The organism is Streptomyces sp. CA-111067, from assembly GCF_050956065.1.
Lineage (GTDB): Bacteria > Actinomycetota > Actinomycetes > Streptomycetales > Streptomycetaceae > Actinacidiphila.
In genome coordinates this window covers 4,633,322-4,657,891 of the sequence record NZ_CP192103.1, presented here as the reverse complement: position 1 = coordinate 4,657,891, position 24,570 = coordinate 4,633,322, and the positions used below count along the sequence as shown (strand labels likewise).

The 24,570-nt window shown below is 73.3% G+C and carries 19 protein-coding genes; 9 read left to right on the top strand and 10 right to left on the bottom strand.

The features are described 5' to 3' along the window. Positions 1-2: 2 nt before the first annotated feature. Genes ACQPW6_RS20310 through ACQPW6_RS20285 form a run of 6 tightly spaced genes read right to left on the bottom strand, consistent with a single transcriptional unit; the run spans position 3 to position 7,367 of the window. On the bottom strand, positions 3-1,568 hold the full coding sequence (locus tag ACQPW6_RS20310; protein WP_433891074.1) for an amidase: 1,566 nt from the start codon (positions 1,566-1,568) through the stop codon (positions 3-5). Continuing rightward, positions 1,565-3,214 carry an ABC transporter substrate-binding protein gene (locus ACQPW6_RS20305; protein WP_433891073.1) on the bottom strand — a complete coding sequence of 550 codons (1,650 nt, stop codon included), beginning with the start codon at positions 3,212-3,214 and terminating at the stop codon, positions 1,565-1,567. Before ACQPW6_RS20305 ends, ACQPW6_RS20310 begins: the two co-directional genes overlap by 4 nt. Beyond that, positions 3,204-4,289: an ABC transporter ATP-binding protein gene (locus ACQPW6_RS20300; RefSeq protein WP_433891072.1), complete on the bottom strand. Its 1,086-nt coding sequence runs from the start codon at positions 4,287-4,289 to the stop codon at positions 3,204-3,206. The genes ACQPW6_RS20305 and ACQPW6_RS20300 overlap by 11 nt, the downstream gene beginning before the upstream one ends. Beyond that, positions 4,286-5,347, bottom strand: coding sequence for an ABC transporter ATP-binding protein (locus ACQPW6_RS20295; RefSeq protein WP_433891071.1), 1,062 nt, complete (start codon positions 5,345-5,347; stop codon positions 4,286-4,288). The genes ACQPW6_RS20300 and ACQPW6_RS20295 overlap by 4 nt, the downstream gene beginning before the upstream one ends. Next, a complete protein-coding gene (locus ACQPW6_RS20290; protein WP_433891070.1) occupies positions 5,344-6,225 on the bottom strand; it encodes an ABC transporter permease in 882 nt (293 codons plus the stop codon). The genes ACQPW6_RS20295 and ACQPW6_RS20290 overlap by 4 nt, the downstream gene beginning before the upstream one ends. Beyond that, the gene (locus tag ACQPW6_RS20285) at positions 6,222-7,367 is read right to left on the bottom strand and encodes an ABC transporter permease (protein WP_433891069.1); all 1,146 of its coding nucleotides are present in this window, start codon (positions 7,365-7,367) and stop codon (positions 6,222-6,224) included. The genes ACQPW6_RS20290 and ACQPW6_RS20285 overlap by 4 nt, the downstream gene beginning before the upstream one ends. Positions 7,368-7,650: 283 nt before the next feature. Between ACQPW6_RS20285 and ACQPW6_RS20280 the strand changes: the two genes are divergently transcribed. The 4 genes from ACQPW6_RS20280 (at position 7,651) to ACQPW6_RS20265 (ending at position 12,852) form a co-directional block, all read left to right on the top strand. Then, positions 7,651-8,631 carry an IclR family transcriptional regulator gene (locus ACQPW6_RS20280; RefSeq protein WP_433891068.1) on the top strand — a complete coding sequence of 327 codons (981 nt, stop codon included), beginning with the start codon at positions 7,651-7,653 and terminating at the stop codon, positions 8,629-8,631. Between the two features lie 173 nt (positions 8,632-8,804). Then, on the top strand, positions 8,805-10,292 hold the full coding sequence (locus ACQPW6_RS20275; protein ID WP_433891067.1) for a hypothetical protein: 1,488 nt from the start codon (positions 8,805-8,807) through the stop codon (positions 10,290-10,292). Beyond that, on the top strand, positions 10,289-11,572 hold the full coding sequence (locus tag ACQPW6_RS20270) for a Zn-dependent hydrolase (protein ID WP_433891066.1): 1,284 nt from the start codon (positions 10,289-10,291) through the stop codon (positions 11,570-11,572). Before ACQPW6_RS20275 ends, ACQPW6_RS20270 begins: the two co-directional genes overlap by 4 nt. Continuing rightward, positions 11,569-12,852: a dihydroorotase gene (locus ACQPW6_RS20265; RefSeq protein ID WP_433891065.1), complete on the top strand. Its 1,284-nt coding sequence runs from the start codon at positions 11,569-11,571 to the stop codon at positions 12,850-12,852. Before ACQPW6_RS20270 ends, ACQPW6_RS20265 begins: the two co-directional genes overlap by 4 nt. Positions 12,853-12,866: 14 nt before the next feature. On the opposite strand, the gene ACQPW6_RS20260 is transcribed toward ACQPW6_RS20265, so the two are convergent. After that, complete coding sequence (locus tag ACQPW6_RS20260) at positions 12,867-13,256, bottom strand: winged helix-turn-helix transcriptional regulator (protein ID WP_433891064.1); 390 nt, start codon at positions 13,254-13,256, stop codon at positions 12,867-12,869. A 155-nt stretch (positions 13,257-13,411) separates the two neighbouring features. Next, positions 13,412-14,323 (bottom strand): MBL fold metallo-hydrolase, encoded by a 912-nt coding sequence (locus ACQPW6_RS20255; protein ID WP_433891063.1) that lies wholly within the window; start codon positions 14,321-14,323, stop codon positions 13,412-13,414. A gap of 393 nt (positions 14,324-14,716) precedes the next feature. On the opposite strand from ACQPW6_RS20255, the gene ACQPW6_RS20250 reads away from it, so the two are divergent. After that, positions 14,717-16,750 carry a S53 family peptidase gene (locus ACQPW6_RS20250; protein ID WP_433891062.1) on the top strand — a complete coding sequence of 678 codons (2,034 nt, stop codon included), beginning with the start codon at positions 14,717-14,719 and terminating at the stop codon, positions 16,748-16,750. A gap of 248 nt (positions 16,751-16,998) precedes the next feature. Further along, complete coding sequence (locus ACQPW6_RS20245) at positions 16,999-18,987, top strand: CASTOR/POLLUX-related putative ion channel (RefSeq protein WP_433891061.1); 1,989 nt, start codon at positions 16,999-17,001, stop codon at positions 18,985-18,987. Between the two features lie 2 nt (positions 18,988-18,989). On the opposite strand, the gene ACQPW6_RS20240 is transcribed toward ACQPW6_RS20245, so the two are convergent. After that, positions 18,990-19,319 (bottom strand): zinc-ribbon domain-containing protein, encoded by a 330-nt coding sequence (locus tag ACQPW6_RS20240; RefSeq protein ID WP_433891060.1) that lies wholly within the window; start codon positions 19,317-19,319, stop codon positions 18,990-18,992. 371 nt (positions 19,320-19,690) lie between these two features. On the opposite strand from ACQPW6_RS20240, the gene ACQPW6_RS20235 reads away from it, so the two are divergent. Further along, positions 19,691-20,554 carry an MIP/aquaporin family protein gene (locus ACQPW6_RS20235; RefSeq protein ID WP_433891059.1) on the top strand — a complete coding sequence of 288 codons (864 nt, stop codon included), beginning with the start codon at positions 19,691-19,693 and terminating at the stop codon, positions 20,552-20,554. 66 nt (positions 20,555-20,620) lie between these two features. Then, positions 20,621-22,138 carry a glycerol kinase GlpK gene (glpK, locus tag ACQPW6_RS20230; RefSeq protein ID WP_433891058.1) on the top strand — a complete coding sequence of 506 codons (1,518 nt, stop codon included), beginning with the start codon at positions 20,621-20,623 and terminating at the stop codon, positions 22,136-22,138. Between the two features lie 98 nt (positions 22,139-22,236). On the opposite strand, the gene ACQPW6_RS20225 is transcribed toward glpK, so the two are convergent. Further along, positions 22,237-23,472: a VWA domain-containing protein gene (locus ACQPW6_RS20225; protein WP_433891057.1), complete on the bottom strand. Its 1,236-nt coding sequence runs from the start codon at positions 23,470-23,472 to the stop codon at positions 22,237-22,239. Between the two features lie 226 nt (positions 23,473-23,698). On the opposite strand from ACQPW6_RS20225, the gene ACQPW6_RS20220 reads away from it, so the two are divergent. Further along, positions 23,699-24,349, top strand: coding sequence for a hypothetical protein (locus ACQPW6_RS20220; protein WP_433891056.1), 651 nt, complete (start codon positions 23,699-23,701; stop codon positions 24,347-24,349). Positions 24,350-24,570: the final 221 nt, after the last annotated feature.

Sequence of the window (24,570 nt, the reverse complement as noted above, 5' to 3'; positions counted from 1 at the left end):
GATCAGGCGCCTTTCGAGGGGGAGTTGGGGGACGCGTCCACGTCCGCCGGGCGGTCGGACGGCCTGGGCTGCGCCGGCGCCGACGACGGCGCCGCGAGATCCGGCCACCGGTCGGCCCAGCCGTACGCGGCCTCGTACGCGCGGGCCAGATCGAGCAGCGCCCGATCGGCCCCGTACCGTCCGATCAGCTGGAAGCCGACCGGCATGCCGTCGCGGGACGGCGGGCCCGGCAGGCTGAGCGCGGGCACGCCGGTGGCGTTCGCGATGCCGGTGAACACCCGCTGGTAGGGGGGCGCCAGCTGGTCGGCGGCCCACGGCATCGCCCCGGCGACCGGGGTGAGCAGCAGGTCCGTCGGCGACCCGGACTCCTCCCCGGTGAAGAACTCCGCGAGCTGCGCGAAGAGTTCACGGAAGGTGTCGAGCGCGCTGACGTAGTCCACGGCGGTCAGTGACGCGCCGTGCTCGACCATCGGCGGGTAGATGTCGGCGACCTCGTCCCGCCAGCCGTCACGGTCGCGCAGCAGCCAGGCCAGACCGGTGGTGCCGATGGTCCGCCAGTGCGCGTCGAACCGCCCGAAGTCGAACGGGACTTCGCCGGTCTCCACGTGGTGGCCGAGCGCGGTGAGCCGGTCGGCGGCGGCCAGCAGCGAGGTGTTGACGGCGGGTTCGACCGGGTAGTCGCCGAACCGGCCGACCAGCCTGATCCGCAGCGGCCGCCGCCCGGCGGCCGAACCGCCCGCGCCCAGCGGCTCGTCGGGCACGCCGAGCGAGCGCCGGTCGCGCGGGTCGGGCCCGGCCACCGCGCCGAGCAGCGCGGCCAGGTCGGCCACCGTGCGGGCCACCGGCGCGACCACCTCCAGGTCGTGCAGCACCGTCGGCAGCCCGTCGAGCCGGGCGATCCGGCCGACGGTCGGCTTGAGGGCGACCAGACCGCAGTACCCGGCGGGCCAGCGGATCGAGCCGCCGCCGTCGGTGCCGAGCGCCACCGGGCCGACCCCGGCGGCCACCGCCGCCGCGCCGCCGCCGGTGGACGCGCCGGTGGTGAGCGCCGGGTTCCACGGGTTGCGGGTGGTGCCGTGCAGCAGGGTGCTGACGTTGCCGAGGCCGAGGGTGAACTCCGAGACGTTGCTCTTGCCGAGGATGACCCAGCCGCCCGCGCGCAGCCGCCGCACGCACAACTCGTCGCGCTCCGGGACGAGTTGGCGGAACACCCGGCTGCCCCAGGCGCAGGGCATCCCGGCGACGGGGATGTTGTCCTTGACGGTGAGCGGCACCCCGTCGAAGGGGCTGAGCGGTGTGCCGCGCCGCCACCGGTCCGCGCTGGCCGCGGCCGAGGCGCGGGCCTGGTCGAACGCCCGGTGCGCGAAGACGTTCAGCCGCTCGTCCACCGGTCCGGCCCGCTCGATCACCGCCTCGACCACGTCGACGGGCGAGGCCGAGCCGTCCGCGTAGCCGGCGGCGAGCTGCCGCGCCGACCGCTGCCACCAGGCAGCCGCGCTCGGCCGCGGGTCCGGCGGTCCGCCCGCCCGCGGGTCGGGGGCGGTGAACGGCTCGGCCTCGGGGCTCACTTGGCGGGCTCCAGGTTCCAGTAGAGGGTGACGGGTTCGGGGGTGAAGGTCAGACCGGTGATGCCCGCGGCGCTGACCAGGGTCCGGCCGGTGACCACCAGCGGCAGGAACGAGGCGTCCTGCGCGGCGAGTTGCTGGATCTTCTGGTACGCCTGGTCGCGCGCCGGGCTCGGCGGCGCCATCGCGTACTGGTTCTGCAGCGTGTCGATCTCCGGGACGCTGGTCCGGGAGAAGTTGACGACGCCGCCGGTGACGCTCCACAGCTTCACCGGGGTCTTGGCGTCCTCCACGTAGGTGGACAGAGTGCTGAGCACCATGCCGTCACCGGCGCCGCCGGCCGACTTGGCGGTGGCCCGGCCGATGATCGAGGTGATCAGCGCCGCGGAGGTCTGCGGCTGAAGGGTGACGTCGATGCCGAGCGGCTTGAGCGCGCTCTTGATCAGCTGGGCGGCGGTGGCGAAGTCGGTGTTCTCGCTGGGGTAGCGCAGCTTGGTGGAGATCGACGGGTTCCCGGCCTGCCCCATCAGCGACTTGGCCTTCGCCTCGTCGCCGTACGCCTTCCACGCCGGGTCGTAGCCGGGGGCGCCCTTGGTGACATAGGTGTCGGCGCGCTCGGCCTGCCCGTAGTAGACGTTCTTCAGCAGCCCGTCGTAGGGCAGCGCCTCGGCGACCGCCCGCCGCACCAGCGGGTCCTTGAACGGGCCCGCGTCGGAGGCGAGTTGCAGGTAGAGGTAGCTGGAGGTGTCGGCGTGCGCGACGTGGAAGCCGGCCGACTTCAGCGACTGGGTGTCGCGCGGACTCAGGCCGTACTGGGCGACGTTGACGCTGCCGCCGCGCAACAGGGCGGCCACGTTGCCGTCGTTGACGACCCGCAGCGTCACCGCGGCGAACTTCGGCGCGTCCAGCACGGCACCGGGCACCGCGGCGAGGTCGATGGACTGGCCGGTCTGCCGGCTCTTGACGTAGTAGGGTCCGCTGCCCGCCACATGGCTCTTGAGCCAGTCGGCGGCGATCGGGTCGGCGGCGGTGGCGTGCGCCTTGGCGGCGACGGAGTCCACGATGCCGTACCAGCAGGTGCGCAGCGTGGCCACGTTGACCTCGCTGGCCTTGACCGGCTTGCCGTTGCCGTCCTGGTAGCGGATCGCCACGTGGGTGGCGTCGGGGGCGGTGATCTGGCCGGCGTCGAAAACCCCGCTGTTGTTGAGCTCGACGGCGCCGTTGAGCTTCAGCGAGCGTTGCAGCGACCAGACCGCGTCCTTGGCGGTGACCGGGTTGCCGCTGGGATGGAACGTCAGCCCGGCCCGGATCGCGAAGGTGACGGTGTCGCCGGAGATCGTCCACGAGGAGGCGACGGCGGGGGCCGAGGCGAGCCCGTCGGAGACCGAACTGCCGTCCTTGGCCGTGGTCTTGTAGCCCACCAGATTCTGGTAGACGTTCATCGCCAGCTCTTTGTCCTGGTCGGTGTTGACATTGCCGGGGTCCATGGTCGAGACGTCGCTCGGCCAGGCGGCCACCAGCGCGGCCGGCGGTTTCGCCCCGCCGCCTGAGCCGCCGGCCGAGGACGAGCAGCCGGCCAGCAGCGCGGCGAGCGCCACCGCCGCGGCGCAGCCGAGCCTGCGGGCACGGCGTGGAGATTCACTGGTCATGGATACGTTCCTGCTCTCTACGCGTGGCCGAGAGGTCGGCGCCGGCCTGCCGGCCGGAGACCTGCGGGTCGGTGACCTGCCGGTGGGTGACGGGACAGGCGGCCTCGTGCGTGCCGCCGAAAGACAGCTGCGGGGGCCGGCCGGCCGTGCAGGACTCCTCCGCCAGCGGGCAGCGGGGGGCCAGCGCACAGCCGGCCGGCAGATCGAACGGTCCGGGGTTCTCGCCGCTGAGCCGCACCGTCCTGCGGTGGCCGCCGTGGGCGGCGACCGGAGCGGCGTCGAGCAGCGCCCGGGTATAGGGGTGCGCGGGGTCGCGCAGTACCTCCTCGGTCGTGCCGGACTCCACGACCCGGCCCACGTACATCACCTGGACCCGGTGCGCGATCCGCCGGACGGCCTGGAGGTCGTGCGAGATCAGCAGGTAGGCGATGCCGGTCTCGCGCTGGAGCCTGGCCAGCAGGTCGAGCACCACCCCGCGGGTGGACGCGTCGAGCGAGGCCGTGGGCTCGTCGAGGATGACGGCCCTGGGCTCGACGGCGAGCGCGCGGGCGATGCCGATCCGCTGCCGCTGCCCGCCGGAGAGCTGCGCGGGCAGCCGGTCCAGTACGGTCTCGGGCAGTTCGACGGCGGCCAGCAGTTCGCGGACCCGGGCCTCGCGCCGCTCGGCGGGCAACTTCAGGTGCAGCCGCAGCGGTTCGTCCAGGATGGAGCGGATCTTCTGCCGCGGGTCGAGCGAGGAGCGCGGGTCCTGGAAGACCATCTGCACGTCCCGGTAGACCTCGCGCCGGTTCCGGAAGTCCGCCAACGGGCGCCCGGCGATGGTGACATGGCCGGAGGCCGGTTCCACCAGGCGGAGGATGGAACGGGCCAGCGTCGACTTGCCCGAGCCGCTCTCGCCGACCACCGCCAGCGTCTCGCCGGGCCGCAGGACGAGGTCGACGCCGTCGACCGCGCGCAGGGTGTGCCGCAGGCCGCGGCTGCGGACGGTGAACTCGGTTCGCAGGGCGCCGACTTCGAGGACGGGCGCGGCGGCCCCGTCCCCGCCGGTGGGAGCGGGCTTGGCGAACGGGGTCATGACGGCCTCCCGGCGTCGTCGGCCTGAGCGGTGTCCGTCCCGGCGTCGCCGGCATCAACGGCGTCGGCGCCGGCGGCATCACCGGCGTCGGCGCCGACGGCATCACCGGCGTCGGCGGCCTCGCTGCTGTCGTCGGCGTCAACTGGGTCCGTCCCGCCGTCCAGCCGGTTCGCGGCCAGCAGCATCCGCGAGTAGTCGGCCTTCGGCGACCGGAAGAAGTCCTGCGCGGCGGCCTGTTCGACCACCGTGCCGTGCCGCATCACCACCACCCGGTCGCAGGTCTCGCCGACCACCCCCAGGTCGTGCGTGACCAGGCACGCGGTGAGGCCGTCCTGCCGGGCCAGCTCGACCACCAGCTCCATCACGTCGGCCTGGGTCGTGACATCGAGTCCGGTGGTCGGCTCGTCGAGCAGCATCATCCGCGGCCGGCACAGCAACGCCATCGCGATCATGGCCCGTTGCGCCATGCCGCCGGAGAACTGGTGCGGGTACTGCGCCATCCGCCGTACCGGGTCCGGGATGCGCACCCTGGCCAGCGTCTCGGCGACCATCGCGGCGGCCGCCTTCTTGTTCACGCCGTGGTGCAGCCGCGCCACGTCGCCGAGTTGGCGGCCCACGGTGAGCACCGGGTTGAGCGAGGAGCGGGCGTCCTGGAAGACCATGGCGATCTGGCCGCCGCGCAGCCGCCGGTAGCCGTCCTCGTCGAGCCCGAGCAGTTCATGGCCGTCGAACCTCACGGAGCCCTCGACGGACAGCCGCGGCGGGCACAGCCCCATCACGGTCAGCGCGGTCAGCGACTTGCCGCTGCCCGTCTCGCCGACGATCGCGGTGATGCCGCCGCTGGGCACCTCGAAGCTCACGTCCCGCAGCACCTGCGTCTCCTCGCCGTGCGCGGTGCGGAAGGCGCCGGACAGGTGGGAGACGGTGAGCAGCGCCGTACCGGCGGCGCCCTCGCCGCGCGACGCCTCGCCGCGCGAAGCCTCGCCGTCCGCCGTGCCTGTCCGGCCCGGCCCGGTGGCCTGTCGTCCGCGTTCGGCCGCGGTCGCTCCGCCGTTCATCGGTCGTCCTCCCGCTCAAGGAGCCCGTCGCCGAGCAGGTAGAAGGCCGCGGCCAGCAGCAGGATGCCGAGGCCGGGGAACAGCGAGATCCAGTACGCGTCCGGCGAGTCCTTGCCGCCGGCGATCATCGAGCCCCACTCCGGGCTGCCGGGTTCGATGCCGACGCCGACGAAGCCGAGGCTGGAGACCACGATCGCCACCCAGGCGGCGTTCACCGCCGCGTACGAGACAAGCGGGGTGAGGCCGTTGGGCACCAGGTGCCGGGCGAGCACCCGCGGGCCGCTGTTGCCGGCCAGCACCGCGGCCTCGGTGAACTCCCACGACTTGCGGCCCATCACCTCGGCGCGGAGCAGCCGCAGGTAGCCGGGCAGTCCGACGAAGGCGACCACCACGATCACGTTGAGCAGGCCGGAGCCGAGCGTGGTGACCAGCAGCAGCGCCAACAGCAGGGCGGGGAAGGACTGGAGGATCTCGGTGACCCGCATGATCACCGCGTCCGCCCAGCCGCCCCAGTACCCGGCGATCGCGCCGAGCACGCTGCCGACGACGAACGCGATGGCGACCGCGACGAGCGTGAGCCACAGGTCGGTCCAGGTGGCGGCGAGCGTCTTGGAGAAGACGTCGGAACCGGCCTGGTCGGTGCCGAACCAGTGCGAGCCGCTCGGCCCCGAGTACGGCAGGCCGGCGCCGGGTGCCTCCGGGTCGTACGGCGTCCAGATCCGTCCGACGGCCGCGGCCAGCAGCAGCACCGCCATCAAGGCGAGGCCGAGCCGTACGGTCAGCGAGCCGCTGCCCGGCAGTTGGCGCCGCCGGCGGCCGGCCGCGGGGGCGGCGGGCGGCGGCGCGGACAGGACGGGGGCGGGAGCCGGGGCGGTCATGAGCGGATCCTCGGGTCGGCCAGCGAGTAGGCGAGATCGACCAGCGCGTACAGGACGACGTAGACGACGGCCGCGTAGAGCACGAAGCCCTGGAGCGCGGGGAAGTCGGACTGCTGGACGGCGGTCAGCGCGTACTGGCCGATGCCCGGCCAGCCGAAGACGCCCTCCACCAGCACCGCGCCGGTGAAGGCGAACGCGACACCGCCCGCGATCATGGTGATCACCGGGAGCAGCGCGTTGCGCAGCGCGTAACTGCGGTAGACCCGGGCCCGGCTGAAGCCGTAGGCATGCGCGGTCCGCACGTACTCGCTGCGCAGCGCCTCGACCATGCCGGACCTGGCGACCCGGGTGATCGGCGCGAAGATGCCGCAGATCAACACCACACAGGGCAGCACGAGTTGGAGCACCGCCTGGCGGGCGGTCTCCCACTGGCCGGCCAGCACGGCGTCCAGTACGTAGCTGCCGGTGACGCCCGGCGGCGGCGCGACACCCGCGGGCAGCCGGCCGATCGGGCCCGGCAGCCAGCCGAACCTGACGAAGAACACCGAGAGCAGCACCAGGCCGAGCCAGAACTGCGGCATGGCCAGGGCCGCGACGGTGACCACCCGGATCGCGTGATCGGCGGGCTTGCCGCGCCGCACCGCGCTGATGACGCCGAGCGCGGTGCCGAGCAGCACGCCGATCACCAGGGCGGGCACGGCGAGTTCGAGGGTGGCGGGCAGCCGGCTGGTCAGGTCGGCGCTGACCGCGCGGCCGGTGCCGAAGGACGTGCCGAGGTCGCCGTGCAGCAGGTCGCGGAGGTAGATCAGGTACTGCCGGAACACGCTGCCGTCCAGCCCGAGGTCGGAGCGCACCTGGGCGCGGGCCGCCGCACTGGCCCCCGGCGGGACGAGCAGGCTGGTCGGGTCCGGCGCCACCACCCGGGCGACGACGAACGTGAACGTGACCACGCCCCAGACCACCAGCAGCATGCCGCCGAGCTTGCGGGCCACCAGCAGGAGCGCGCCGCGCGGCAGCAGGCCGCGGGGCCGGGCTCCGGGCCGGCCCGGGGCGGCCGGGTCTCCGGCGGCGACCGGGTCTCCTGCTCCGGCCGGCCGGGCCGGCGGCGGAGGTTCGGCCAGGGTGGCGTCCGAGACGGTCATCACGCCTCCTTCCCTTGTTTCCGTGAGGCGGAAACTACGATTCCGCGGTGCGGATTGGACAGTATTGGAACGCCGAACTCCGGCTGTCAAGGGTTGGGTGGCTGATGACCTCGGGGATTGGGGAGTCCTGGGCTGCACGTTGCGGGAGTGGCATTGACAGCGGCTGAGCAGGGCTCGGATACTCCATGGGACAGAGCCGTGTTGTTGATTCCGTGTTACGGAAATGGACGCGAAGGGCCGCCGGAGGTAACGGCGGCGAAACCAACGGGATGGGGACTACTTCATGGACAAGAGCGGCGAGGCGCCGGAACGGGCCGGGACGCCTGACCGGGGCGGAGCCTCGGAGCGGGCCGGCGCCTCGGAGCGGGCCGGCGCCTCGGAGCGGGCCGGCGCGGACAAGCCGATGCATGTGGTGGTGCGGGCGCTCTCGGTACTCACCCACCTGTCCGCGTACCGGCAGGGCCTGACCCTGCAGCAGCTCCACCAGCAGCTGGAGATCCCGGTCGGCAGCATGCACCGGGTGATGAGCACGCTGGAGCACACCGGCTTCGTCAGCAGGTCGCCGACCACCAAGCGGTACGTGCTCGGCGCCGCCGCGCTCGGCCTCGGGCACATCGACGACTACGAGCCGTTCGTGATCCAGCCGCCCGCCGCGCTGGTGGAGGCCGAACGGCGGTGCGGGGAGAGCGTCGTGCTCACCCAGCTGATCGACGGCCGGGTGGTCGCCGTCTCGATCGCCGGCACGAAGCGCCCGCTGCGGCTGTTCGTCAGGCTCGGCCAGGAAGTGCCGCTGCACGCCGCCGCGTCGGCCCGCGCGATCCTCGCCTACCAGGACCCGGCCTTCGTCGAGACGCTGCTGACGTCGTACCCGCGGGCGTCCTTCACCTCCGGGACGGTCCGCGAGATCAACCGGCTGATCGACCACCTGGCGGTGGTGCGCGAGCGTGGATTCGACGTCTGCGACAACGAGTTGGACGAGGGTGTGTGGGCGGTCTCGGCGCCCGTGCGCTCGGGCGCGGCCGGCCGGGTCAGCACGGCGGTGACGGTGTGCGCGGCCTGGTCCCGGGTCGCGGACCCCGCCGACCGCGCGGCGGCGGCCCGCATAGTGCTCGACGCGGCCCAGGCGCTCTCCCGCGAGCAGGGCTACGACCACTCCTTCGCTCCCGATCCGACGCAGGAGGAGCTCACCGCCCTGCTGGCGGCGGACGCGGAATCCCCCGACTCGTTCACCACGGGGGCGACCTTCGCGACGGGCGAGCGATGACACCCCCCTCGGGCGGGAGGCCGAAACTCCCCCCGAACGGGGACGGTTCGGCCGCCGCCGGCCCACGGGAGAGTGCGCGCCCCACCGGCGCACCGCCGCCGCACGACGTCCGGAGGCCCGCCGAGCCCACCCCCGGCACCCCCAGCCGGGGCGCGGCCGCCCCGGACAGCCCGGTGGTCGACGGCGGGACGCCGGACGGCCCAGGCCCGGGCGCGGCCGCCCCCGGCAGCCCGGTGGTCGACGGCGGAACGCCGGACAGCTCCGGCCTCGGCGCGGACAGCCCGGCGGCCGACGGCCAGACGCCGGACGGCCCAGGCCCGGGCGCGGCCGCCCCCGGCAGCCCGGTGGTCGACGGCGGAACGCCGGACGACTGCGGCCTCGGCGCGGGCAGCCCGGCGGCCGACGGCCAGACGCCGGACAGCCCAGGCTCTGGTTCCCGCGGTGCAACTCCCCTTGCCCCGGGGTTGGATGGGCTCGTACGGGATGCGGAGGTCGTGGCCGGAGAGTTGGCGGGGGATCTCACGGCGGCGGGGCTCGACGGGGGCAGCGGCACGGGATGGCTGGACCGGGCGTCGTTGCTGCGGCGGATCGCCGCCGGACTCGCCGCGGAAGTGCCGGCCACCGCTGACCGGTTGGTGGCCGTGGGCCCCGGGGCGCAGGCCCTCGGCGCGGCCGTCTCGCTGGAAACGGGCCTGCCCTTCGCCGCGTTCACCCCCGGCGCGCCGGACCTCGGCGTGATCCACCCCGGCGAAACGGTCGTCGTCCTGGCGGTGGACGCGGCAATGGCCGCCGCCGCGTTGCCCGTTGTGCGCGCGGCGGGAGCGCTCTCGCACACGGCGGCGGTGATCGTCGCGGACGTCCCCGGCCGGCCGGCCGCCGTGCCTACGCCTCTCGCGGGCACGGAACCCGACGCGTCCAGCCGCGCGCAGCGCGACGAGTCGCAACCCAGCAGCGGCAGCCTCCCCGCGCCCCGCCAACCACCCACCGCGCCGGGGCCCGTCGGGGGCGTCGTCCCCGCAGAGCCACCGGCACCCGGCCGCGCGCAGCGCGAAGGGGCCGCCGGTGCCGGGCAACCGGCCTACGTGCCGACGCCCACCACGCCCGATCGCGCGACGCGCGATCAACCCCAACCGGGGCCGGGCGAGGCCGCGTTCAGGCGGCGGTCCGCTCTCGTCGTGCGGGCCGCAGGCCGCTTCGTGGTGGCCGGCGTCGCCCCCGAGCCGGAATCGACCCGACAGGAGAACGTCATGTCCCGTGCACAGGCACCGCTCCCCCGATCCGCCTCCCCGGGGGCTCCGTTCGCGGACGACCCCGCGAGCGTCGAGCGGGCCGGGGCCGAACTGGCCGAGGCCGCCGGGGAGTTCGGTGCTCAGGCCGTGGTCAGTTGGGATGACACCCGGGAGGTGCTGCTCGCGCATGTCGTCGCTCGTACGCTCGGTGTGCCGCGGCGGGTCGTCGTGGCCGATCTCGGGCGGCTGGTGGTCGAGGACGTGCTGCCCGGGGAGCGGACGGTCGTGATCAGCCTCGGCGGTGAACCCGCCCCCGATCTCACTCCGTTGATCCGGACCGTCACCGGGCACGGCGGCGAGGTCGTCGCCGTCTGCTCGCTGACCGCGCCACCGGTCGCGATCGGCGGCGCCGCGTCCGGGGCGGAAGCATGACCACCGCGACCACCGCCGCCTCCCCCGTCGACGCCGGCCGGATCGACGCCCACCTCGCCGCGTTCGCCGCGCTCACCGAACCCGGCGGCCCGGGCTGCACCCGCCTCGCCTACAGCCCGCTGGAACGCGACGCGCACGCCGTCTTCGCCGCGCACATGGCCGGGCTCGGCCTGACCGTCAGCACCGACCACGCCGGCAACACCGTCGCCGAACTCCCGCCCGACCAGGCCGCATCCGGGCCCGGCGGGCTCCCCGCGGTCGGCACCGGATCGCATCTGGACACCGTCCCGCAAGGCGGCGGCTTCGACGGCATCGTGGGCGTCGTCGCGGCCATGGAGGTCGCCGAGATCATGGTCAGGCAGGCGGTCCCGCACCGCCGCCCGTGGCGCTTCGTGGCGTTCGCCGCCGAGGAGGGCGCGCGGTTCGGGCAGGCGTGCAACGGCAGCAGGATGGCCGCCGGGCTGACCCGCGCCGCCGACCTGGCCGGCCTCACCGACCGGGACGGCGTGACGATGGCCGCCGCGATGGCCGCCGTCGGGCTGCGCCCCGACCTGGTGGACGGCTCGCGTTGGCGGCCCGACGACTGGTTCGCGTTCGTCGAACTGCACATCGAGCAGGGCGAGGTGCTGCGCTCGCAGGGCCTGCCGCTCGGCGTGGTGGACGTGATCTCCGGCAGCACCCGGCTCCGGGTGCGGGTCGAGGGCCGCGCCACCCACTCCGGCGGCACCCCGATGCACCTGCGGCGGGACGCGCTGGTGACGGCGTCCGAGTGCGTCCTGCTCGGCGACCGGCTGGCCAGGGACCCCGCGCACCGCGGGGTGCGGGTCACGGTCGGCCGGCTCGGCGTCGAGCCCGGTTCGATCACCACGGTGCCGGGCGCGGTCGAGTTCACCGTCGACGTGCGGGACGTGGACTCCGTACGGCAGCGGGACACCGCCAGGGCGCTGGCCCGCGACTTCGAGTCGCTGGCGCGGGCGCGCGGGGTGGAGCTGGTGACGGAGGTCATGGCGGACACCTCGCCGGTGATCCTGCCCGGCTGGGTGGCCGCGGAGTCCCGCGCCGCGTGCACCGAACTCGGCCTGCCCTACCGGGTGCTGCCGAGCGGCGCGAGCCACGACGTGCAGCAGATCGGCCATGTGATCGCTGCGGGACTGCTGTTCGTGCCGAGCCGGGACGGACTCAGCCACGTACCCGACGAGTTCACCCCCACCGACCAGATCACCCCGGGCGTGCACGCGCTGCTCGAAACGCTGCGCAGGCTCGACGGGACCACCCGGTGACCCCCGCGGCGGGCCCGCCGGCCGCCTGGACGCTGCGCGGAGTCGGCATCGCGGGACGGGACGGCGGCTGGGACGTCGTCGTCGCGGACGACGGCACGATCGCCGAGATCCGGCCGGCCGGCACCGCGGACGGCGGCGTCCTGCTGCCGGGCCTCGTCGACCTGCACACGCATCTGCGCGAACCCGGCGGCGAGGAGGCCGAGACCCTGGAGAGCGGCGGGCGCGCCGCCGCGGCCGGCGGCTTCACCGACGTGTTCGCGATGGCCAACACCTCCCCGGTCACCGACACCCCCGAACGGGTGCGGGCGCTACGGCAGTTGGCGGCCGGCGTACGGGTACGGGTGCATCCGGTCGGCGCCGCCACCGTCGGCCTGGCCGGGAAGGAGGCGGTGGACGTGGCCGCGCTGGCCGCCGAGGGCGTCACGCTGTTCTCCGACGACGGGCGCTGCGTGGACGACGCCGGGCTGGTGCTGGAGTTGCTGACCGCGATGGCCCGGCAGGGCACGGCCTTCGCGCAGCACGCGCAGAGCGCGTCCATCGTGCGCGACGGTGTCGTCAACGCGCCCGTCGCCGCCGGGCTCGGCGTGCCCGGCTGGCCGGCCGCAGGCGAAGAGGCCGTGATCGGCCGGGACCTGGCGCTGGCCGCGGCCACCGGCGGCCGGCTGCACATCTGCCATGTGTCGACGGCCGGGGCGGTCGCCCTGGTCAGGAGCGCCAAGCGGGACGGGCTGCCGGTCACCGCCGAGGTCACCCCGCACCACCTGCTGCTCACCGACGAGACCGCCGCCCGCCGCGGCCCGGCGCTCAAGGTCAACCCGCCGCTGCGGTCCGCCGAGGACGTGACCGCGGTCCGCGCGGCGCTGCGCGACGGCACGATCGACCTGGTCGCCACCGACCACGCACCGCACCCGGCCCGTACCAAGACCTGCTCGTGGCAGGCCGCCGCCTTCGGGCTGACCTCGCTGGAGACGGCGCTGCCGGTGGTGGCCGAGGTGTTCGCCGATCCGGCCTCGGGCGCGGTGGACTGGGCGGCGGTCGCCCGCGTGATGTCGGTCCGCCCGGCCGCCATCGGCGGCATCCCCGGCCTCGCCGGCCGGCCCGTCACCGCGGGCGGTCCCGCGACCTTCTGCCTGGTCCGCGCGGAGCGCTGGCAGGCAGGGCCGGACGGCTGGCAGAGCCGGTCCGCCAACTCCCCTTTCACCGGGCGCGAGTTCGCGCACCGGGTGGTGCTCACCGCGCTCGACGGGCGGATCACCCACGGCGACCGCCCGGCGGGCTAGGACGGGTCCGGCGGTCAGCCGGCCGGCGGCGGCTCGTCGTACCGCACGCGGGCCGCGTTGACGTCGTTGATGTGCCGCTCTGCCCACTGCCTGACGGCGGACAGCGGCTCGTCCAGCGTGCGGCCGAGCGGGGTGAGGCCGTAGGCGACCTGCGGCGGGACGGTGGGCTGCTCGTGCCGGACGACCAGGCCGTCGCGCTCCAGGCTGCGCAGGGTCTGGGTGAGCATCTTCTCGCTGATGCCCTCGACCGTGCGGCGCAGTTCGGCGTAACGGAGGGTGCCGTCGGCCAGCGCCCCGACGATCAGCGCGGTCCACTTGTCCGCGATCCGGTCGAGGGCGGCGCGGGACGGGCACATCGCGCTGTAGACGTCCGCGGGGCGGCCGTCGGGCAGCAGAGTCGGCACCCGCCCAGGAGACCCGGGCCGCGGACGGTGACTGCGAGACGTCGGCATACCCGGCACGCTACCGACCGGCTCAGACCGCCGCACACCCCCGGCAGGCTCAGGCCGCCGCACACCGCCGACCGGCGCCCCGTCCCGCACGCGGAAGCCTCCGCGCCTCACCACTCCGTGGTTCGCCGCGCACCCGAGCGGCCGTCCTGCCAGGCCCGCAGGGAGCGCGGCGGCAGCACCCGGCCGAAGACGTGGTCCGCGAAGTGGCCGCCGGCCAGCACCGTCCGGCCGTCTTCCAGCTCCTTCAGCAGCCGCTCCCTGGTGGCCGAACCCTGCACGGGATCGACGTCGAAGCGGAACGTCCAGCCGCTCTCGGCGACCTGGACCCGGCAGTGCATGACGTCGCCGAGCACCAGCACCCGCGGGCCGTCGTCACCCGCGCCGGCGGGGTCGGTGACCGACAGGCTGATGTGGCCGGGGGTGTGGCCGGGCGTGGCCAGCACCCGTACGCCAGGCGCGATCTCGTCGCCGTCCGCCACGAACTCCACGACCTCCCGCAGCGGTTGCAGCACGGCGGCGTCATCGGGGCCGGGGAAGCCGGGCGCCGCCGTCCAGTGCTGCCACTCGGCCTCGGTCACCAGGTGCCGGGCGACGGGGAAGGTCAGGCCGCGCGCCACCGTGCCGGCCGGCACGCCGGGGGACGGGGCCACGTCGCTGGTCCAGCCGACGTGGTCGTGGTGCAGATGGGTGAAGACGACGGTGTCGATCGCGGCCGGGGTCAGCCCCTCGGCGGCCAGCGCGGCCGGCAGCCCGCCGCCGGTGAACCACACGGCGTTCGGGATGGAGAAGTCGACGGCGCCCAGGCCCAGATCGACCAGGATCGACCGGCCGCCGGTCCTGATCAGAAACGATCCGATGCTGACCGGGAAGCGTCCGCGTTCGTCCAGCTGGTCGGCGTAGCGGGACCAGTCGCTGCCGGGGAAGAACGCCTCGGGCAGCGCCCAGCCGACGCCGTCGGGCAGGTAGGTGACGGTGGTGTCGCCGACGGCGATCCGGGCGCGCGCAGCGGGCCGGAGCATGAGGACCTCCCAGGTCCGGGGGTTGGTGGAGGAGTACGCCTCCACTGTCGGCCCGGTCACGCGCGGCCGGAAGTACGCACTTGCAAGTGCGCGGCGCCCTCCACGCCGGCCCCGGCCGCCTCAGCCGCGCCGCCGCCCGACCCGACCTGCCCGATCCCGCCCGGGTAAGTCGCCCCTGTTGTCGGGGCATTGCCGGAACACTCCGATATCGCCCGCTTCTGGGCAGATATCTGACAGCTTTATCTTCTGCATTCGGTAAAGCCGCAGCTCTCAGCACTAATGGCTATTCCGCGAACTATGTGTGGCGTGCACACTACAGGCCAACGCATGGCATAACCCTCACCACCAGCTCGCCTTCTACCGATGCCTGGAGTAGTCATTTCCACCATACGAATGCCCCGCGTCTCGCGGGCCCGCACAGCCGTCGTCGCGGCCGCATCCCTGGCCATGGTCGGCGGCTCCCTGATGCTCGCCATCCCGTCGCAGGCGTCGAGCCCGGCCGGTGCCGCGAAGACCATCAGCGGAAGCCACCCTGACTGGGCCACCGCTTCCACCGACGCCGGTTCCGTGTCGGCCTCCACCGAGATCACCGGAACCGTCTACCTGGCCGGCCAGGACGCCGCGGGGCTCACCGCGTACGCCACCGCCGTCTCCGACCCGCACAGCGCGAGCTACGGCAAGTACCTGAGCGCGGCCGACTACCAGGCCAGGTTCGGCGCCACCAAGGCGCAGATCTCGGCCGTACAGAAGTGGGCCCACGACTCCGGGCTGAAGGTGCTGAAGACCACCCAGCACGCGATCACCGTCAAGGGCACCAACTCCGCGCTCACCAAGGCGTTCGGCACCGGTATCCACCAGTACCGCGTGCAGGGCGCGCTGCGCCACGCGCCGGCCCGCAACGTCACCGTGCCGGCCTCCGTGTCGTCGGCGATCCTCGGTGTCAGCGGCCTGTCCTCGGCCGGCGGCAATGTCGCCAAGCCGGACAGCATCAGGGTCAACACCCCGGCCACGCAGGCCGGTTCGAACCACAAGAAGCCCGACAGCGGCCTGCCGACCACGGCGACCTGCTCGGACTACTACGGCCAGAAGCTCGCCAAGGGCGCGCCCGAGGGCTACACCAAGGGCGCGGTGCCGTTCGACCAGTGCTCGTTCTACCCCTCGCAGCTGCGCAAGGCGTACGGCATCACCGCCTCCGGTCTGACCGGCAAGGGCGCCACGATCGCCATCGTGGACGCGTACGGCAGCTCCACCATGGAGTCCGACGCCAACACCTACGCCACCAACCACGGTGACAAGGCGTTCAAGCCGGGCCAGTACAGCGAGGTCGTCGACCCGTCGCAGTGGAACAGCCAGGACCTGTGCGGCGGCCCCGAGGGCTGGGCGCCGGAGGAGGCGCTCGACGTCGAGATGGCGCACGGGCTCGCCCCTGACGCCAAGGTCGTCTACGTCGGTGCCAACTCCTGCACCGACGACGACCTGTTGGGCGCGATCAGCACGATCGTGGACAACCACCTCGCCGATGTCGTCTCCAACTCGTGGGGCGAGATCATGCACACCACGGACAACCTCGACATCACGGCCTCGGAGATCGCCGCCTACGAGCAGGTCTTCAAGGAGGCCGCGGTCAAGGGCATCGGCATCGGCTTCTCCGCGGGCGACTGCGGTGACAGCAGCCCGACGGCCGCCGCGACCGGCGTCAACTGCCAGGCCGACACCTCCCGCGCGCAGGCCAACTGGCCCGACTCCGACCCGTGGGTGACCTCGGTCGGCGGCACCGCGCTGGGCCTGGGCGACAAGAGCGGCTCGTACGGCTTCGAGACCGACATGGGCACCCTGCGCTCCAACCTGTCGGCGGACGGCAAGAGCTGGACCCCGCCGGTCCCCGCCCCGTTCTACTTCGGCGGTGGCGGCGGCACCAGCGAGGACTTCTCGCAGCCGTTCTACCAGGTCGGCACCGTGCCCAGCTCGGTGTCGCACACCCTGATGACCGGCCAGCACACGGGCAGCGCCAAGCGCGTCACGCCTGACGTCTCCATGGTCGGCGACCTGTACACCTCGGTGCTCGTCGGCATCTCCGACGGCGCGGACTACAGCGAGGCCGGCTACGGCGGCACCAGCGTGTCGTCGCCGGAGTTCGCCGCGGTGCAGGCCGACAAGATGCAGGCCATGCACCACGCGCCCGGGTTCGCCAACCCGCTGATCTACGCGGGCTCGTTCCTGCACCAGTTCAGGGACGTGGTGGACCAGCAGGCTCAGCAGCACAAGGCGCCGCTGAGCAACGTCGCCGACTTCGGCGTCGTCAACGGCGCACTGACCGTACGGCTCGCGGCCTTCGGCCAGGACACCTCGCTCAACGCCGTCCACGGATTCGACTCCGCGACCGGCGTAGGCACCCCGACCGCGTCCTACCTGAGGTCGTTCCTCTGAGGCTCGTCCTCTGAGGTCCTGCCTGATGACAGCGACACGGCGGTAGTACCGCACCAGCACCCCGGGCCCGGCGGAGAAACCTTCCGCCGGGCCCGGCGTGCGTCCGGCCCCCACTCGTCAAACCCCGCGCCCGCACAGGACGTTGGATCGAGCGCTCACGCGATGGGGTGGCAGCCGCCCCGACCAGGCCGGAAGCCGCCGCCGGACGCTTAGCGTGAGCTCCTGACCGTCGCTCGGGGGGCTCTGGGATGGCAGCGCGCAAGACCGACGCCCGGCCGCGGCTGCGGTACCGGCTGCGCTACCGGTTCGACAACGTGCTCGGCCACGGCACCACCGCGCTGGTCGGCTGGCTGACGCTGCTGTGCCTGCTGGTGGTGCTCCCGGCGAGCGCCGGACTGGTCTGGTCCGAGACCGGCACCCCGGACGGCCGCCGGGCCCAACTCGCCGCCGTGTGGCGGGAGGTCGGCGGCACCCTGCGGCTGGGCGGCGCGGTCGGGCCGCCGGTGTACGTGCTGCTGTCGGTGCTGCTCGCCCTGGTCACGCTGCTGTTCGTGTCCACCCTGGTCAGCCTGCTCACGGCCGGTTTCGACCGGCGGCTGGCGGCGCTGCGGCTCGGCCGCTCCACCGTCATCGAGGAGCGGCACACCGTGCTGCTCGGCTGGTCCGACCAGGTCTTCCCGGTCGTCTCCGAGCTGGTGGTCGCGAACGCGGGCCGGCGCCGCGCGGTGGTCGCCATCCTGTCGCCCAACGACAAGGTGGGGATGGAGGACGAGATCCACACCAAGGTCGGCCGGACCAGGACCACCCGGGTCATCTGCCGCAACGGCTCGGTCACCGACCCCGCGCTGCTCGCCCGGGTCAGCCCGCACACCGCCGACGCCGTCCTGGTGCTCTCGCACGGCGCGGACACCGCCGATCCCGGGGCGGGCGGCGACGCGCTGGTGGTGAAGACGCTGCTGGCGCTGGCCGCCGCCGCGCCGGACCGGAACCGCACCGTCGTGGTCGCCGCGGTCCGCGAGGCCCGGCACCACCTGGCCGCGTCCCTCGCCGCCGGGCCCGGCGCGCACGTCCTGGACATCGACACGATCACCGCCCGGCTGATCGCGCAGACCGCGCGGCGCCCCGGACTGTCCCTGGTCTACGCGGAGTTGCTGAGCTTCGCGGGCGACGAGTTCCACACCGTCAGCGAACCGTCCCTGGTCGGGCGGGAGTTCGGCGACGCCCTGCTGGCGTACGCGACGTCGTCGGTGGTCGGCCTGGTGCGGGCCGACGGGGGTGTGGAGCTCAACCCGCCGCCGCGCAGGGTGATCCGGGCCGGCGACCGGCTCGTGGTGATCACCCGGGACGACGACTCGGCGGTCCCGGCCGGTGAGCCGCTGGTGGTGGACGAGTCCGCGATCACCGGCCCGCAGCCCCGTCCGCCGTATACCGAACGGCTGTTGCTGCTCGGCTGGAACCGTCGGGCGCCGATGGTCGCCGCCCTGCTCGACGCCTACGTGGGCGCCGGCTCCCGGCTGGACGTGCTGGCCGGATACGGCAACGGGGACGGCGCCAGTGACGCCGGCGCGGCCGGCACGCTGCCGGCCACCGAGCGGCTGCGGGTGCGCTTCCTGGACGGCGACCCCGCGCGTCCCGGCACGCTGGACGGCCTGGACGTGCCCTCGTACGACGCGGTGATCGTGCTCGGCCACGACCCGCCGGGGTCAGGCGGCCCGGCAGACCGCGAACAAGCCGTCCGCGACCCGGCCGGCACCGACCTCGCCACCCTGACGACCCTGCTGCACCTGCGGGCCCTGGAGCAGACCACCGGCCGCGAGCTGTCCGTCGTCACCGAGCTGACCGACGACCGCAACCGGCTGCTCGCCCCGTTCCGGGCGGACGCCGACTTCATCGTCAGCGGCCGGCTGATCAGCCTGCTGATGACCCAGATCTCGCAGAACCGGCACCTGGCCGAGCTGTTCGACGACCTGTTCACCGCCGAGGGCAACGAGATCCACCTCAAGCCGGCCACCGACTACGTGGTGCCCGGCCGCGAGGTCGGCTTCGCGACCGTGGTGGAGTCGGCCCGCCGGCAGCGGCAGTGCGCGATCGGCTACCGGCTGCACGAACAGGCCGCCACCGGGCCGTCGTTCGGGGTGCGGCTCAATCCGGACAAGCGGCAGCCGGTACGGCTCGGCACGCGGGACCTGGTGATCGTGGTGGCACAGGACCCGCTGCCGGCCCGGAAGACCCTCTAGCGTCAGCCCTGCCGGAACGGGTTCTGGCCCTGGTCCTGCTGGCCGGCCGGCTGCTGCGGTGCCTGCTGGCCGGGGCCCTGCGGGGCGGCCGGGGCGCCGGCGGCCTGCGCCTGGAGTTGCAGTGCCTGCTCCTTGGGCAGTTGCTGCTCGACCCCGCAGAAGGTGCACTGCGTGGAGAACTTCGTGCTCATCGGGAACAGCGGCACGAAGAAAAGGGTGAATTTCGTGACGCGCTTACGCAATGTGTGCGCGGCGGGATTCCCGCACCGGCCGCAGACCAGGGTGAGCATGGCCAATTGGTACAGGTAGCGTCTGGTGCCGAAGATGATCACGTAAATTCCCTCGTTTCCCGATTCCCGCCCCTGCGGGGGACCCGCTCGACGGGCTCTCGCCCGCCCAGGACCCCCGCGCGTATATGCAGAGTGTGCCGCACGGCTCCGGGGGCGCGGCAGCCGGGCGGCGGCTCCGCGAATGCGCCCGGCGCACGCGGTGTGCGCCGGAGGGCGGGTTTGTACGAACCGGCGCGCGGGTCTGGCCGTATCTGGGGCACACGCGCAGAGTAGAAGCACTCGTCAGCCGGACGGCGTAGCCCCATGGGCCACGGCAGGCGACCCGTGTTTCGGTGAGAAGGAGTACGAGGAGCAGCGCAGGCGCAGGACTAGCCACAGCCGGCCGACGCACGGCCGGCGGAAAGCGGGAATTGATGCCGACACGTGCACGCGGATCCGGATCAGGACTGGCCGGCGAGTTGGCGGCGGAGTTCGCCGGGACGATGATCCTCATCCTGATCGGCCTTGCCGTGGTGGCCCAGGTGGTCGCCGGTGGCGGCCTGACCGACCCCCAGGGCGGCCTGGGTGACCACGACAGCATCGCCTGGGCCTGGGGCCTCGGCGTCACCCTGGGTGTCTACGTCGCCGCCCGGCTGAGCGGCGCGCACCTCAACCCGGCGGTGACCCTCACGCTGGCGGTCTTCAAGGGCTTCTCCTGGAAGAAGGTCGCCCCCTACATGGTGGCGCAGGTGGCCGGCGCGTTCGCCGCCGCCCTGGTGGTGCGCTGGAACTACACCGAGATCCTGGCCAAGTTCGACCCCGGCCACACCCTCAAGAGCCAGTTCGTGTTCTCCACGCTGCCCGGCAACGGCTCGCTGACCGCCGGCGTGCACGAGTGGGGCGCGTTCCGCGACCAGGTGATCGGCACCGCGATCCTGCTGATCCTGATCCTGGCGATCACCGACGCGCTGAACAACCCGCCCGGCGCCAACCTGGCCCCGTTCATCATCGGCCTCATCGTGGTCGCGATCGGCATGGCCTACGGCGCCAACGCCGGTTATGCGATCAACCCGGCCCGTGACCTCGGCCCGCGGCTCGCCCAGTACATCACCGGCTACAAGTCGGCATGGCGGGACCAGTGGGGGAACCTGTACTTCTGGGTGCCGATCGCCGGCCCGCTGGTCGGCGGCCTGGTCGGCGGCGTCTTCTACAAGCTGTTCGTGAGCCGCTTCCTGCCCGGCGCGGCGCCGGAGCCCCCCGGCCGCGAGCCGGTCGCCGAGTCCGCCAGCGAGCACTGACCCGGCGGGCCGAACAGCCCGAAGGGCACCGTACGTTCACGCACCACCCACGAAAGGCAGCGATTCATGGCGGACTTCGTCGGCGCGGTGGACCAGGGGACCACCAGCAGCCGCTTCATGATCTTCGACCACGACGGCAACGAAGTGGCCAAGCACCAACTGGAGCACACCCAGTACCTGCCGCGTCCCGGCTGGGTCGAGCACGACCCGGTGGAGATCTGGGAGCGTACGAACGTCGCCATGCAGACGGCCGTCCGCACCCTCGGCATATCGGCGACCGACCTCGCGGCGATCGGCATCACCAACCAGCGCGAGACCGCCGTCGTCTGGGACCCGCGCACCGGCCGCCCGTACGGCAACGCCATCGTCTGGCAGGACACCCGAACGGACTCCATCGCCAAGGCACTTGAGCGCGACGGGCACGGCGACACGATCCGCCGCAAGGCCGGCCTGCCGCCGGCCACGTACTTCTCCGGCGGCAAGATCAAGTGGATGCTGGAGAACATCGACGGGCTGCGCGAGGCCGCCGAGCAGGGCAACGCGCTGTTCGGCACCACCGACTCGTGGGTGCTGTGGAACCTCACCGGCGGCCCCAACGGCGGCATCCACGCCACCGACGTCACCAACGCCAGCCGCACCATGCTGATGGACCTGGAGACGCTGGACTGGGACGACGAGCTGCTGCAGATCTTCGACATCCCGCGGGCGATGCTGCCGAAGATCAACCCGTCCTCGCACGCCGAGGCGTACGGCACCACCCGCACCTCGCGGCCGCTCAGCGCCCCGGTGCCGATCACCGGCGTGCTCGGCGACCAGCAGGCCGCCACCGTCGGACAGGTCTGCTTCGCGCCCGGCGAGGCGAAGAACACCTACGGCACCGGCAACTTCCTGCTGCTCAACACCGGCACGGACCTGGTGCGTTCGGAGCACGGCCTGCTCACCACCGTGGCCTACAAGTTCGGTGACGCGCCGGCCGTCTACGCGCTCGAAGGGTCGATCGCCGTCACCGGCTCGGCCGTCCAGTGGCTGCGCGACCAGCTGCACCTGATCTCCGACGCCGCCGAGAGCGAGCGGCTGGCGAAGACGGTGGACAGCTCCGACGGCATCTACTTCGTGCCGGCCTTCTCCGGCCTGTTCGCGCCCTACTGGCGCTCCGACGCCCGCGGCGCGATCGTCGGCCTGGCCCGCTTCCACACCAACGGGCACATCGCGCGGGCCACGCTGGAGTCGATGTGCTACCAGAGCCGTGACGTGGTCGAGGCGATGGAGAAGGACTCCGGGGTGCACCTGGAGGTGCTCAAGGTCGACGGCGGCGTGACCGCCAACGAGCTGTGCATGCAGACCCAGGCGGACGTCCTGGGCGTCCCGGTCAGCCGCCCGGTCGTCGCCGAGACCACCGCGCTCGGCGCCGCCTACGCGGCGGGCCTGGCCACCGGCTTCTGGCGCGACACCGACGAGCTGCGCGCGCACTGGAACGAGTCGCGCCGCTGGGAGCCGCAGTGGGACGACGAGCAGCGCGCGGCCGGCGTGAAGGGCTGGAAGAAGGCGGTCGAGCGCACGCTCGACTGGGTGGACGTGGAGTAGGCCCCCGCCGGCCCGCGCCTGACGCTGCTGCCTGACCCGCTGCCCGATGCGGACGGCCGCCGTACGGAGATCCCCTCCGTGCGGCGGCCGTCGGCATGTCAGCGGACGATGCCGGCCTGCCGGGCCAGCCTGAGCCAGCTGGGGAACTCGCTCATCAGGGCGTCATAGAGGGCCGCGTCGGGGCGGGCCCGCGGGTCCTCGCCGGCCGGGAAGAACCCGGCGTTGTCGATGACCCGCCCGGTGAGGGTGTCCAGGCTCTGCAGGAAGCTCAGATTGCGGCTGTGCCCGAAGCCGACGAACTGCCAGAAGATCGGCAGCGCGCTGGTCTGGCGCAGCAGATCGACGGTCTGCCGGCGGTCGAACGGCTCCCCGTCGGTCTGGAACACCACGAACGCGGGGTCGGTGGCGCCGCTGGCCCCGTAGTGCTGGATGACCGCCTGCATGGCGGGCGTGTAGGCGGTACCGCCCCAACGGGCCTTCTTCTGCAGGGCCTGGACGCGGTGGGAGTAGTTGTCGAGGCCGATCTCGGAGACGAGTTGGACGCCGTTGGCGAAGAAGACGAGCGGCACGATCCCGTCGTCGTCCAGGTTGGCCGACAGCCCGAGCACCTGCTCGGCGAGGTGCTGCATGGTGCCGTTCTTGTAGTGCCCCTTCATGCTCGACGAGTGGTCCAGTACGAGGTAGACGGCGGCCCGTTGCCCCGCGAGCCCCTGCTTGGTGAGCGAGATCCCGGCCTGCTTGTAGAGGTCGACGAGGGCGGGCGCGGAGCGCTGCACCTTCTCCAGGCTGATCGCGGGCGCGGCGACCGGCGGGGCGGGAGGGGGCGGCGGCGGGGGCGGCGGCGGCGGCGGCGGGGTGAACGGCCTTGCGGGCGGCGGGGGTTGGACCGGCTGCTCGACCGGCTGCGGCGGGGCGGCCGGGCCCGGGTCGTCCACCACGACGCCGAAGTCCGCGGCGAGCCCGGCCAGTCCGGTGGCGTACCCCTGCCCGACGGCCCGCGCCTTCCACCCGTCGCCGCGCCGGTAGAACTCGGCCAGCACGACGACCGTCTCCCCCAGGTGCAGCGGCGGCGGCGTGAACTCCAGCTGCTGCCCGCCGTCGCTGATCTCCACCCTCGGCGTGCTCGCCGCGTCGAAGACGGCGCCGGGCCTGGCCGCGTCCACGCTCGCCACGACGGCGACGGTCTGCACCTCACCGGGCATCCGCGCGAAGTCGATGCCGACGCTGTCCGCGTCCACGGTGACGCCGTCCTGTGCGGGATGGTTGTAGAACACGAGGTCGCCGTCCCCCCGCACCTTCCGCGCGGCGGTCAGCAGCACGGCCGACACATCCACCGGCGCCCCACCCGCCACCACCCGCGCCCGCGCGCCGCTCCCGCGAAGCTGCGCATTCCCTCCCGGCGCGAGCGCCGTGACACCCCCCATAAGGAACTCCTCCTCACGACAACCGTCCCGCCATTCTCCCCCGCACCGACGAAGACGCGCCCCGGCAAGGGCGCCCCGGTCTCGTTCTGCGGCCCCGAAAGTTGACAGCACAGGTTCTTCCGCCATACTGCCCGCCGTGGAGCAACGCATAGGACCGATCGTCCCGCCGATGCACGCTGCCGGGACAGATCCGGCATACGTACCCGGACTGCTGCCGCCGCCCCCCGCCGAGGGGCCCGCGGCGGAGGAGCCGGAAGAGGCGGTGGCGGCACCGCCTGAGAGCACCGCCTCCGAGGAGGCGGCCCCCGCCGTGCCCGCGATCCTGACCGTGGACGAGGACGACGAGGACGAGGCCGCCGCGGAGGCGGCCGAGGAGGAGGACGTCGAGGACGACCTCCCGGTCTTCGAGATCTCCGACCGCCGCGCCTCGATCGTCGCGAACCGGCCCGGCATCACGTTCACGCTGGACGGCGAGGTCGCCGAGTTCGGCTGGGACGAGATCGGCGCTGTCGAGATGGACAGCCCGCGCTTCTCCCGCCGGTTCAGCGTGACCGTGTACACGACCGGCCGCCGCTCGTACCAGGCCGACGTCGAGGCGCCGTCCCGCGGCACGCTCAAGCAGTGGACGGCCGACCTGGACGCCGTACTCGACGCCCGTTTCGAGGACGCCCCCGACGAGGTCGAGGAGCCGGAGGAGCCCGAGGAGCCGGAAGCCCCGGACGCCGAGACGGCCGCCGAGGCCGAGAAGGCCGACGCCGAGCCCGAGAAGACCGACGCCAAGGACTGACCCCCGCGCCCGAAAAACCGAGAGCGCCATCCGCGAACCCCGCCCCGGGTCGCAGATGGCGCTTTCGTCATTCCTACCCCATCAAGCCCGTCCCGCCCCACCCGTTTTGCAACGACACACAGAATCACCGCAAGAAATAAACGCTCGCCCGTACCTCACCGGCAAAGATGCGAAATCATCTCGCACGAACCTTGTGGAACGTGACGCTCCGGCTCTAATGT

Excerpts from the sequence above, each read along its gene's own strand:
- ACQPW6_RS20305 (WP_433891073.1), bottom strand. The coding sequence starts at position 3,214 with ATGACCAGTGAATCTCCACGCCGTGCCCGCAGGCTCGGCTGCGCCGCG.
- ACQPW6_RS20300 (WP_433891072.1), bottom strand. The coding sequence starts at position 4,289 with ATGACCCCGTTCGCCAAGCCCGCTCCCACCGGCGGGGACGGGGCCGCC.
- ACQPW6_RS20295 (WP_433891071.1), bottom strand. The coding sequence starts at position 5,347 with ATGAACGGCGGAGCGACCGCGGCCGAACGCGGACGACAGGCCACCGGG.
- ACQPW6_RS20290 (WP_433891070.1), bottom strand. The coding sequence starts at position 6,225 with ATGACCGCCCCGGCTCCCGCCCCCGTCCTGTCCGCGCCGCCGCCCGCC.
- ACQPW6_RS20285 (WP_433891069.1), bottom strand. The coding sequence starts at position 7,367 with ATGACCGTCTCGGACGCCACCCTGGCCGAACCTCCGCCGCCGGCCCGG.
- ACQPW6_RS20280 (WP_433891068.1), top strand. The coding sequence starts at position 7,651 with ATGGACAAGAGCGGCGAGGCGCCGGAACGGGCCGGGACGCCTGACCGG.
- ACQPW6_RS20270 (WP_433891066.1), top strand. The coding sequence starts at position 10,289 with ATGACCACCGCGACCACCGCCGCCTCCCCCGTCGACGCCGGCCGGATC.
- ACQPW6_RS20255 (WP_433891063.1), bottom strand. The coding sequence starts at position 14,323 with ATGCTCCGGCCCGCTGCGCGCGCCCGGATCGCCGTCGGCGACACCACC.
- ACQPW6_RS20250 (WP_433891062.1), top strand. The coding sequence starts at position 14,717 with ATGCCCCGCGTCTCGCGGGCCCGCACAGCCGTCGTCGCGGCCGCATCC.
- ACQPW6_RS20245 (WP_433891061.1), top strand. The coding sequence starts at position 16,999 with ATGGCAGCGCGCAAGACCGACGCCCGGCCGCGGCTGCGGTACCGGCTG.
- ACQPW6_RS20235 (WP_433891059.1), top strand. The coding sequence starts at position 19,691 with ATGCCGACACGTGCACGCGGATCCGGATCAGGACTGGCCGGCGAGTTG.
- glpK (WP_433891058.1), top strand. The coding sequence starts at position 20,621 with ATGGCGGACTTCGTCGGCGCGGTGGACCAGGGGACCACCAGCAGCCGC.